The 10,376-nt window shown below is 63.5% G+C and carries 10 protein-coding genes; 5 read left to right on the top strand and 5 right to left on the bottom strand.

From position 1 onward, the window contains the following. Nucleotides 1–62: 62 nt before the first annotated feature. Nucleotides 63–470 (bottom strand): SRPBCC family protein, encoded by a 408-nt coding sequence (locus PQR32_RS27695; protein WP_408234411.1) that lies wholly within the window; start codon nt 468–470, stop codon nt 63–65. 185 nt (nt 471–655) lie between these two features. Here PQR32_RS27695 and PQR32_RS27690 point away from each other — a divergent pair, with 185 nt between their 5' ends. Together PQR32_RS27690 and PQR32_RS27685 are read left to right on the top strand one after the other, a co-directional pair. Next, nucleotides 656–1,072 (top strand): hypothetical protein, encoded by a 417-nt coding sequence (locus tag PQR32_RS27690; RefSeq protein WP_408234408.1) that lies wholly within the window; start codon nt 656–658, stop codon nt 1,070–1,072. A 625-nt stretch (nt 1,073–1,697) separates the two neighbouring features. Beyond that, entirely contained in the window at nt 1,698–2,678 is a 981-nt protein-coding gene (locus PQR32_RS27685; protein ID WP_408234405.1) for a peptidoglycan DD-metalloendopeptidase family protein, read from the top strand. Between the two features lie 10 nt (nt 2,679–2,688). On the opposite strand, the gene PQR32_RS27680 is transcribed toward PQR32_RS27685, so the two are convergent. Both PQR32_RS27680 and PQR32_RS27675 read right to left on the bottom strand, forming a co-directional pair. Next, nucleotides 2,689–3,507, bottom strand: coding sequence for an alpha/beta fold hydrolase (locus PQR32_RS27680; RefSeq protein ID WP_408234403.1), 819 nt, complete (start codon nt 3,505–3,507; stop codon nt 2,689–2,691). A gap of 503 nt (nt 3,508–4,010) precedes the next feature. After that, nucleotides 4,011–4,409 carry a hypothetical protein gene (locus PQR32_RS27675; RefSeq protein WP_408234400.1) on the bottom strand — a complete coding sequence of 133 codons (399 nt, stop codon included), beginning with the start codon at nt 4,407–4,409 and terminating at the stop codon, nt 4,011–4,013. A 410-nt stretch (nt 4,410–4,819) separates the two neighbouring features. Between PQR32_RS27675 and PQR32_RS27670 the strand changes: the two genes are divergently transcribed. Genes PQR32_RS27670 through PQR32_RS27660 form a run of 3 tightly spaced genes read left to right on the top strand, consistent with a single transcriptional unit; the run spans nt 4,820 to nt 8,801 of the window. Next, nucleotides 4,820–5,275 (top strand): (2Fe-2S)-binding protein, encoded by a 456-nt coding sequence (locus tag PQR32_RS27670; RefSeq protein WP_007177017.1) that lies wholly within the window; start codon nt 4,820–4,822, stop codon nt 5,273–5,275. A gap of 1 nt (nt 5,276) precedes the next feature. After that, nucleotides 5,277–7,508, top strand: a complete 2,232-nt coding sequence (locus tag PQR32_RS27665) for a xanthine dehydrogenase family protein molybdopterin-binding subunit (RefSeq protein WP_408234397.1) — start codon at nt 5,277–5,279, stop codon at nt 7,506–7,508. A 12-nt stretch (nt 7,509–7,520) separates the two neighbouring features. Beyond that, nucleotides 7,521–8,801: a c-type cytochrome gene (locus PQR32_RS27660; protein ID WP_408234394.1), complete on the top strand. Its 1,281-nt coding sequence runs from the start codon at nt 7,521–7,523 to the stop codon at nt 8,799–8,801. A gap of 82 nt (nt 8,802–8,883) precedes the next feature. Here the strand turns inward: PQR32_RS27660 and PQR32_RS27655 are convergent, their stop codons facing one another. Further along, nucleotides 8,884–9,540, bottom strand: coding sequence for an amino acid ABC transporter permease (locus PQR32_RS27655; RefSeq protein WP_408234391.1), 657 nt, complete (start codon nt 9,538–9,540; stop codon nt 8,884–8,886). Between the two features lie 2 nt (nt 9,541–9,542). Next, nucleotides 9,543–10,289, bottom strand: coding sequence for an amino acid ABC transporter permease (locus tag PQR32_RS27650; RefSeq protein WP_408234388.1), 747 nt, complete (start codon nt 10,287–10,289; stop codon nt 9,543–9,545). Between the last annotated feature and the right edge of the window lie 87 nt (nt 10,290–10,376).

Genomic DNA, 10,376 nt, shown 5'->3' with positions numbered 1-10,376 from the left:
CGCGGGGGTTATGCGCAGCAGCAGCGTGGGCAAAAACCGGCAAGGCCGCGCGCGTATGTACGTCAATCGCGATCTTCGATCAACGCCTTCAGCTTGCGCAAATCCCGCTCGACCCATTGCGCGTCGGCGGCAAATTTCTCGTCCGTCATGCCGGGCACGCGAAACAGCGTGAATTGCACATCGCAGCCGCTGCCGTTCGCGATCACCCGCAGCGGTATATAGATCTCGCTACCGTCGGGCAACAGAACGTAGTGGTCGAGCACGCCATACTCGTTCGGCGCGGAAAAGCGCACGGTCGTCGTGCCTTCACTGCCTTCGAAATACCATGTCGCACCGTCATGGCCCAACGGCCGGCCCAACCCTGATGCCCACTCAGGAAATACCGCCGGATCCGAGGTGAAAGCGTAAACCTCGCGCCAGTCGCGCGCGATGTGGGCGCTGATGATTTGCGCCTGGGCAGGATCAGTCATCGTGTCTCCTATCGACCAGTGTTGGTACAAAGCACTTACTCTGGTCCCATGCAAGATGGTTGCTACGAACGGCGCGCAATGAACTCGCGCGCCACGGTCCGCTCAAATGGTATCGCGCCGCTGCCGGCTCGCGGCGCGCCTTACGTTTCGCCGTAGGCAAGACAGATTCCTTTCACGGAGACTTCATGAGCAATCGCGCGACGCAGATCCTTCCGCATCATAGTTATGTTTATTCGCTGGGCGCGCCGCTGGCCTGCGTGCAAGGCACGATCAGCAAGGTGTTCGCCAGCCCGGAGAATCACAACGGCGCCAATCACCAGCACTTCATCATCAAGATCGATACGGTCGTGAAGTTCGAAGGCGGTACGGAAAATCTCTTGGGCACCGAGGTCTTCGTCGCCGTGCGTTTCGGCGACAACGAGGGCCTCGCGCACGAGATCCCCAATTTGCAGGCAGGGCAGCCAATCGAAGCGCAAGGCGAATACATCCCCGACGCCAGTGCCTATCCCACCGAAGACAATCGCAATCCCGTTCTGCCGGTGCTGCACTTCACGCATCATCCGGTCGGCTACGTGAAGTACCAGGGGCAGTACTACAGCTAGCTTCGTTCCATCGACCCGGACGGACGCCGCTCCGTTCGCGCGCCGACGCGATTCTTACTCCACGCCAACCACCGCCGCCGCTGGTAATTCAAGTTTCGACGCCAGTCTGCCGTTAATGCAAACGTTACCGTGCGCTTGCCTGGGCTTCGACATGCGTGCGTCTTGCATGGCGTGCAGACGCGCAGGCTGATCCGCCAGCGGCACATGAAAACGCAGTGCGGTAATGACGGACTTGCGGCGGCCACGCAGATGCCTGAGGGCACGCGCCGCCACCGTACACGTTGCACGCGCAACGATGTTCGCAATACCGTGCGTAAGGTTTGTATCAGAGTGTGTGGGTTGACGCGTTTTTTATAAAACGCACTTTACAATTCCGCTTGAATTTTAATCGGCAGTCTGGCCCTTTTCGCGGAAGATCGGCTGTTTTGGCGGGCGGCATGTACGCGTCCGGGGATCCGTCAGCTTGTGAAGGCGAGGGTTGGGTTGGTCGGCAGGGCATGGGTGAGCGCCGCACGAGGCGGCTTTGCCGTGTCGCAGGGGAACGCAGCGCGCCGTCCGGGCGCGCGCATCGCACGCGACAAGGCGGCATCCGGCTCGCCAATGAACGAGGCAGGAGTCGAACAAGATGGGAAAGCGCTTCGACAGAACAACGATGGCGGGTCTGGCTGGCGTATGGGTTGCGCTGGCGGTCGGCGGTTGTGCGAATGTGGGCCAACAGGGCGCGCAGACAGGCGCGGCGGCCGCGTCCAGCGTGCCGGCGGCAAGCGCGCCGGCATCCGATGCGACGGCAGCCGCCCCGCCCGGCATTACCCCCGACCAGAGCGAGCTGCTCAAGAAATCGCCGCCGCTGGTGTATCGCGTCAAGCGTGGCGACACCCTGGCGCGCATCGCCCAGCATCATCATTGCAGCGTGAAGCAGTTGCAGGCCTGGAATGGATTGAAGGCGTCCTCGCGCTTGAAGTCGGGACAGGTGCTGCACGTCGCGTCGCCGGAAATGGTGCGGGCGGTGAACGCGGCCAATGCGGCGGCGAAGGCCGCGGCGGCGTCCGCGCCGGCGGCTTCGGTTGCGGCGCGGCAGGCGGCGCCGGCCTCCACGCCGGGGGCGACGCCGTCAGCGTCAGCGTCGCCGTCAGCGTCAGCGTCAGCGTCGCAGTCCGCGCAGTCCGTACAGTCGCCCACGCTCAGTGCCGCTGAAGCACGCGAAGTGGCGCAGCAAACCGCGCGGCACGCGAACCGCGTATCACTAGCCTGGCCCGCGGGCGGGCGCGTGGTCGAAGGCTTCCAGCCGGGCGAAACGCGCGGCATCGAAATTGGCGGCAAGCCGGGCGATCCGGTGCGGGCCGCGGCCGACGGCAAGGTGATGTACGCCGGCACGGGCCTGAACAGCTACGGCAGCCTGATCATCGTCCAGCACAACAAGGACTTTCTGACCGCCTACTCGCACAACCGCAAGCTGCTGGTCAAAATCGGCGATATCGTCGTGCAAGGACAGCAGATCGCCGAGATGGGCGACGAAAACAATTCGCGCGTTTCCGTGGGCTTTGAATTGCGCCGCGACGGCAAGCCGATCGACCCCATGCCGTACCTGCCGCAAGGACGCGGCTAATCGTACACCCTTAATCCAGCCACAGCAGCGCCGCGGCAACGATCGCTTCCGGCGCGTCTTCCTGCATCAGGTGGCCGGCTTTCGGCACCACCTGAAAGCGCGCTTCCGTTATGGCCGCGGCCAGTTGACGGCCGCGCGCCAGCGGAATCCACTGGTCCTCTTCGCCCCACAGAATTTGCACCGGACAGCGTAGCTGCGGATAGCGCGCTTCGACCTCGTCGGTGTAGCGCTGATCCATTTGCGCGATCTGCCGGTAAAACGCGGGCTGGCCGGTTGCACCGAGCCAGGGCATCACATAGGGCGCGAGTTCGTCGTCCGGAATCTCGCGCGCGATCGCGCCGCGCACGTATGCTTTCACCACCGCTTCGTGAATGTAGGGCGGCAGTCCGGCAAACGCGTCACCGTGTTCGCGCACATGCCGCACGAACGGCGAACCCCATGGCGCGACCGCCACCGGATCGATCAGCGTGAGGCTGCGGTAGTCGCAGCCATCGATCAGATGCGCGCGCAATGAAGTCGCGCCGCCGAAATCGTGCGCGATGACATCCGGGCTTTTCAGTTGCCAATGCGCGAGCAATTCCGCCAGCAAACCATTCTGCACGCCGAGCGAGACGTCCTGGCCGTCGCGCTGTTCGGATTGTCCATAGCCGAGCAGATCGTAGTAATAGACGGTGCGCGTCTGCGCGAGATGCGGGGCGATGCGGTGCCACACATACGAAGAAAACGGCGTGCCATGAACCAGCACCAGCGGCGGACCATTGCCGGTCACGTTGAAGCGCACGGCTTGATCGCGGAAGGTATAGCTTTCGGGGAGCGGCCAGTTTTGCATAGCGATGAGCGTCGCAAGAAAGTCTGCTTACCTTAGCAGGGCTTCGTGAAGCATGCTGACCGGCTTTTCGTAGCCTGCTCCGCACGCCTCCCGCAGAAGCTCACCTTTGTTTTATTCAGCAAAGCCAGGCAAATTCAATCGTGGCTTGATCGCGCACTCGTTTCAACGGCATAACGAACCGTCCACGCAACACGCACTCTTACGAATCGCGCATAAATTGGCATGAAATAAGGCCTCGTTGTGTTGGCCGCATTCAAAAATGCCTGGTAATCGTCAACGCCGCCGCCGTGCGGCCATCATGCAGACGAGTCCCGCTCGATCGAAACACGCGCTTTCCGATGGTGAGGAAATTCGGGAGCCGAGGTGGCATGAACGCTGCGCACCGCGCTCGCGATCCGCCGACAGCGAATCGCAATCAAAGCGCAATCAAAGCGCAATCAAAGCGCAATCAAAGCGCGGCCCGAACCCGCACCACGCGAGCACACGAAGCCGCGCGCAACCGGCTACTTCGATTCAATCCCGCGCAACAATTGCGACACCTGACCATGCTGATGCAGGATCGCCGGATCGGCCTGCAATAGCGGCAGATAGCGCGGCAGAAAAGCATTGTTTGGCTGGTCGGGCGAGAACAGTCCCATTACCGCTTCGGCCGCGGCGGTGCGGTCGGCGGCTTCGGCTTCCTTATCGTCGAGAATTTCGTCGACGTTCGCAATGACCGTCGAGAGCGGCGTGAGCCAGCGGAACCCCGAACCGTTGATGAGCACCTGCAGGAAAGCCGCCGGCGTGACCGGGCCGAATTCCTTTTCGTACACGGCACGCTCGTGATCGAGAATGGCTTTGTGCAGCGCCAAAAGCGGTCGGCGAATGTCCGAGAGGAATTGAGTGCATTGCGAGTCGTTCATGTGTGCTGCTCCTTCGGATAGTCAGTCAGACCGGATCCATGCTAACAAAATCGCCCGGCATTGATTCAACAAGATTCACTGATCGTATAAAGGCCGGCCCCTCGGGCCGATGCGCGGATAGTCTCCCGCCGATTAAAAACAGCTTTCAGCCGCGCGATCGGCCCCGGCGAAATTCTTCGAGCCGGCCGGCGGCATGCAGGTTCGAGGCGAACTTTTTAATGCGCGTCTACAATTCGCCGGTCAGTATCGGCGCGTTCGCGCCCATGCATTAACCGCCGTTTTCATCGACCGGAAAGCCGCAGCGCGTATTAGTCCGGCTTGTCGAATAAACGCGGCGAGTCTTTACGTTTTGGTTCGACGTCTCTGTCTAAACAGCCTGATAAACAATAATCCCCACTCGGAGCCGCTCAATGACAACGCTGAATATCAATGGCCAGACGCACACCGTCGACGCGCCGCCCGACATGCCCCTGCTGTGGGTCTTGCGCGATCTGGTCGGTCTGACCGGCACGAAGTTCGGTTGCGGCATCGCGCAATGCGGCGCCTGCACGGTGCACCTCGACGGTGTGGCGGTGCGCTCGTGCGTGTTGCCGGCGGCGGCTGTCGGCGACCGGAAGATCACCACGATCGAAGCGGTGGGCAGCACGCCGGCCGGTCAGAAAGTGCAGCAGGCCTGGCGCCAACTGGACGTGGTGCAATGCGGCTACTGTCAGTCGGGACAGGTGATGTCAGCGGCTTCGCTGCTGGCGAGCAACCCCAATCCTACCGATGCCGACATCGACGCCGCCATGGCCGGCAATATCTGCCGCTGTGGGACCTATAACCGCATCCGCGCGGCGATCAAGCAAGCCGCAAAGGGGGCATGACATGTCCCAAGGATTGCTCGATGCACAGCACGGCGCACGCGCCGCAGGTGGCTTTTCACGCCGCACCTTTCTGAAATTCGGTGTGACGGTGGGCGCGGCGGCAGGCGGTGGCCTGTTGCTCGGCTTCAGCATGCCGGCCGCCAGCCAGGATCAGAAGGCCGGCAAATCGGTGATCGGCGGCGACGGTGTCGAAACGCCGCAAAGCGGCGTGTTCGCGCCGAACGCGTTCATTCAGATCGATACCGCGGGCAAGGTCACGCTCGTGATTCCGAAGGTGGAGATGGGCCAGGGCGTCTACACGTCGATTCCGATGCTGATCGCCGAAGAACTCGAAGTGCCGCTCGACGCGGTCACCATCGATCACGCGCCGCCGAATGAAAAGCTCTTCATGGACCCGCTGCTCGGCGGCCAGCTCACGGGCGGCTCGACGTCGATCCGCTATGCGTGGGAGCCGATGCGTAAAGCGGGCGCCACCGCGCGTACCATGCTGATCAGCGCGGCCGCGCAGCAATGGCAGGTCGATCCGGCAAGCTGCCATGCGCAGGCCGGGCAGGTGATTCACGAGGCCAGCAAGCGCAGCATCGGCTATGGCCAACTGGTGACCGTGGCCGCCGGTCTGCCCGCGCCGCAAGACGTCAAGCTCAAGGACCCGAAGGACTTCAAGCTGATCGGCACGGCGGCCAGGCGCCTCGATTCGCCGGAGAAAGTGGACGGCACCGCGATGTTCGGGCTCGACGTGCGCGTGCCCGACATGGTCTACGCAGCGATTGCGAACTGCCCGGTGTTCGGCGGCACGCTCGCCAGCGTCGACGACACCCACGCGAAAAAAATCCCCGGCGTGCGCCAGGTCGTGAAGATCGACAACGCCGTCGCGGTGATCGGCGACCATACGTGGGCCGCCAAACGCGGCGTGCAGGCGCTCGTCATCAAGTGGAACGAGGGCGCGGGCGCGACTCTGTCGATGAAGCAGATCGTCGACGATCTCGCCAACGCCTCGCAGCGCAACGGCGCGGTGGCGCGCAAGGACGGCGACGTCGGCAATGCTTTCTCCAATGCGAAGACGCGCGTCGATGCCGTGTATCAGCAGCCGTTCCTCGCGCACGCCACCATGGAGCCGATCAACTGCACAGTCCACGTGCGCCCCGACGGTTGCGATGTCTGGCTCGGCTCGCAGGTGCCGACGCGCGTGGTGGATGCCGCCGCGGCGGTCACGGGCTTGCCGGCCGACAAGATCGTCGTGCACAACCATCTGATCGGCGGCGGCTTCGGCCGGCGGCTCGAGTTCGATATGGTCACGCAGGCCGTGAAGGTCGCGAAGCAAGTGCCGACGCCGGTGAAGGTCGTCTGGACGCGCGAGGAAGACATTCAGCACGACATGTACCGCCCGTATTACTACGACAAGATCTCAGCGGGACTGGACGCGAATGGTAAACCGGTCGCGTGGCAGCATCGGATTGTCGGCTCCTCGATATTGGCGCGTTTTGCACCGCCTGCCTTCAAGAACGGCATCGATCCGGATGCGGTCGAAGTCGCGTCGGATCTGCCGTACGACCTGCCCAACCAGTTGATCGATTACGTCCGCCAGGAACCGCACGCGGTGCCCACCGCATTCTGGCGCGGCGTGGGACCGACGCGCGGCACCTTCGTGGTGGAGAGTTTCATCGACGAACTCGCGGCGCAGGCCAAAGTCGATCCCGTCAAATACCGTCAGGATCTGCTCGGCAAAACCCCGCGCGCGTTGAACGTGCTCAACGTCGCCACCCAGGCGGCGAACTGGGGCAGCGCGCTGCCGAAGGGGCAAGGGCGCGGCGTGTCGGTCATGCATGCGTTCGGCAGCTTCTTTGCGATCGTCGTGGACGTCGCGGTGGATCACGGCGAGGTGGCGGTCAAGCACGTGGTGTGCGCGGTCGATTGCGGCATGGTGGTCAATCCGAACACGATCGAAGCGCAGGTGCAGGGCGGCATCATCTTCGGCATCACGGCGGCGCTTTATAGCGAGATCACGATCAAGGACGGCCGCGTCGAGCAGAACAACTTCACCGACTACCGGATGCTGCGGATCGATCAGACGCCGCCCATCGAGGTGCATATCGTGAAGAGCGGCGAGGCGCCCGGCGGTATCGGCGAACCCGGCACGGCGGCGCTCGCGCCCGCGCTGACCAACGCGATTTATGCGGCCACCGGCAAGCGGCTGCGGCAATTGCCGGTCGGCAGCCAACTGCAAACCGCCTGACCGGAGCCCGACATGAAAAACACTCTGAAGGGTTTCGGTGCGGCGTTGTGCGTGACGCTGCCGTTCTTGGCACAGACTCCCGCGCGGGCGGCAGATTCAGCGTTGGTGCAACGCGGCGCTTATGTGGCGAAGCTCGGCGATTGCGTCGCCTGTCACACGGCGCCCAAAGGCAAGCCGTTCGCGGGCGGCCTGCCGATGACCACGCCGATGGGCCAGATCTACACCACCAACATCACGCCCGACCGGCAGACCGGCATCGGCGGCTATACGGAAGAGGACTTTGCGCGGGCGATGCGCGAAGGCGTCGCGAAAGACGGCCACAACCTCTATCCGGCGATGCCGTATCCGTCGTACGCGAAGGTCAACGACGACGACATGAAGGCGCTGTACGCGTATTTCATGAGCGGCGTGGCGCCGGTGCAGCAGGCGAATCGCGAGCCCGACATTAAGTGGCCGATGAACATGCGCTGGCCGTTGAAGTTCTGGAACATGGTGTTCCTGGAGAAGGGCGTCTATCAGGACAAGCCGGGCAAGGACGTGGCGTGGAATCGCGGCGCCTATCTGATTCAGGGGCTCGGGCATTGCGGGTCGTGCCACACGCCGCGCGGCATCGCGTTCCAGGAGAAGGCGCTCGATGAAAGCGGCAGCGCGTTCCTGACCGGTGGCCTGCTCGACGGCTGGTTCGCGGCCAACCTCACCGGCGAGCACAACGTCGGTCTGGGCCGCTGGAACGATCAGGACCTGCAGGCGTTTCTGAAGACCGGCGCGAATCGTCATGCCTCGGCGTTCGGTTCGATGACCAGCGTGATCAACAACAGCACGCAGGGCATGAACGACACGGACATCGCCGCCATGTCGACGTATCTGAAGTCGCTACCGCCGGCGGGCGGCAGCGGTGCCCCGCCTTATAAGTACGACCCGCAGGCGACGAAGGTGTCGTTGAACCGTCCCGCGAACGATGCCGGCGCGCGCGTCTATACGGCGTATTGCATGCACTGCCACGGTGTCGATGGACGCGGCTTCGCGCCGATGCTGGCGCCGTTGTCCGGCAATCCGAACGTGCTTGAGAAGGATCCATCGTCGCTGATCAACGTGACGCTGAACGGCACCGAGGACCTGGTGATCGGCGGCATTCCCGCGCCGTATCCGATGCCGAAGTACGCGCCGGTGCTCAACGACCAGCAGATCGCGGATGTGCTCACTTTCGTGCGGGCCGGGTGGAACAACGGCGCGCCGGCGGTGACGGCAGACGACGTGGCGAAGCTGCGCAAGTCGACGCACGCGGCTCGCTAGTCCTGCAAGGCGAGCAACAAAAAGAAACGGCAACCGCTCAACACGGTTGCCGCTTTTCTTCATTCACGCGCCGCAGCGAAGCTCACCGATGCTGGCCCACCTTCTGCCGCTTTTCCAGCGCCCGCGCGTACCACGTCAGCGGAAAGCACATCGCGAAGTAGATCATCGCGACCATGCCGTAGATCGGGAACGGGCGGAACGCGGCGTTGGTGATCATGCTGCCGGTCTTGGTCAATTCGGTGAAGCCGATGATCGATGCGAGCGCGGTGCTTTTCACCACTTGCACGAGAAACCCGACCGTCGGCGCCACCGCGATTTTCCGCGCCTGCGGCCACACGATATAGCGCAACTGCTGGCCGAACGTCATGCCGAGACTCGCGCCCGCGGCCCACTGACCGCGCGGCACGGCTTCCACACAGCCGCGCCAGATATCGACCAGATACGCGCTCGTGTACAGCGTCAAGGTGACGGTGGCCGCGACCCACGGCGACACATCGACGCCGAGCAGCGGCAAACCGAAAAACGCCAGGAAGAGTTGCATTAGCAGCGGCGTGCCCTGAAACACTTCCACGTAGACCACGACGATGCGGCGCAGCCAGGCGATCGGCGACACGCGCATCGCGAGCAGAATCAGCCCGACAATGCCGCCGCCGACGAACGCGATCAACGACAGCAGCACCGTCCAGCGGGCGGCGAGCAACAGATTGCGGGCGATATCCCACAGCGTGAATTCGACCATGATCAACGCTCCGTGGGCAGAGTGCGGGCGCCGCGCCACATCAGGCGATTGCGCCAGTTGCGCGGGGCGCTTTCGTTGCCGCGCGCCACACGGCCGGCGAACAGACCGCGACCGAGCCGGTTGAGGATTTGCCGCAACACGATGGACAGCACCAGATACGTCGCGGTGATGATCAGGTAACTCTCGAACGAGCGGAAGTTGCGCGACTGGATGAAGTTGGCCGCATAGGTGAGATCGGGCACCGAGATCTGCGAGACCACCGCCGAGCCGAGCATCACGATCAGCACCTGGCTCAGCAACGCGGGAAACACGTTGGCGATGGCCTGCGGCAGCACGATGAAGCGAAACACCTGGCGCCCATGCAGACCGAGCGCCTGCGCCGCCTGCACCTGACCACGTGAAATCGAATCGATGCCGGCGCGCACGATCTCGATGGCGTAAGCGCCGAGATTGACGGTCATGGCGAGAATCGCGGCCTGCACTTCATCGATATGAATGCCGAGGCTCGGCAAGCCGAAGAACACGAAGAACAACTGCACGATGAACGGCGTGTTGCGGATCAGCTCCACATAACTCGCCACCACCCAGCGCGCCCATTTCGGCCCGGCCACCGCCGCGCTCGCACCGGCAATGCCGACGATCCCGCCGAGCAAAGTCGAGACGGCCGTCAGCCCCAAGGTCACGGCGACGCCGCGCGCGAGCATCCCCGCATAGAGGCCGAAGCCGCTGAAATCGAACGCATAGGTCATGGCGTGGCGCTCATCGTGAGGTCAAACTCCGGGGGGGGGGGCCCCGCGGGGGGGGGGGGGGCCGCGCGAAATGGGGGGGCGCCGCCG

The sequence above is a fragment of the Paraburkholderia dipogonis genome, assembly GCF_046027395.1.
Classification (GTDB): Bacteria; Pseudomonadota; Gammaproteobacteria; order Burkholderiales; family Burkholderiaceae; genus Paraburkholderia; species Paraburkholderia dipogonis_A.
This window is presented reverse-complemented; position numbering and strand designations above follow the sequence as displayed.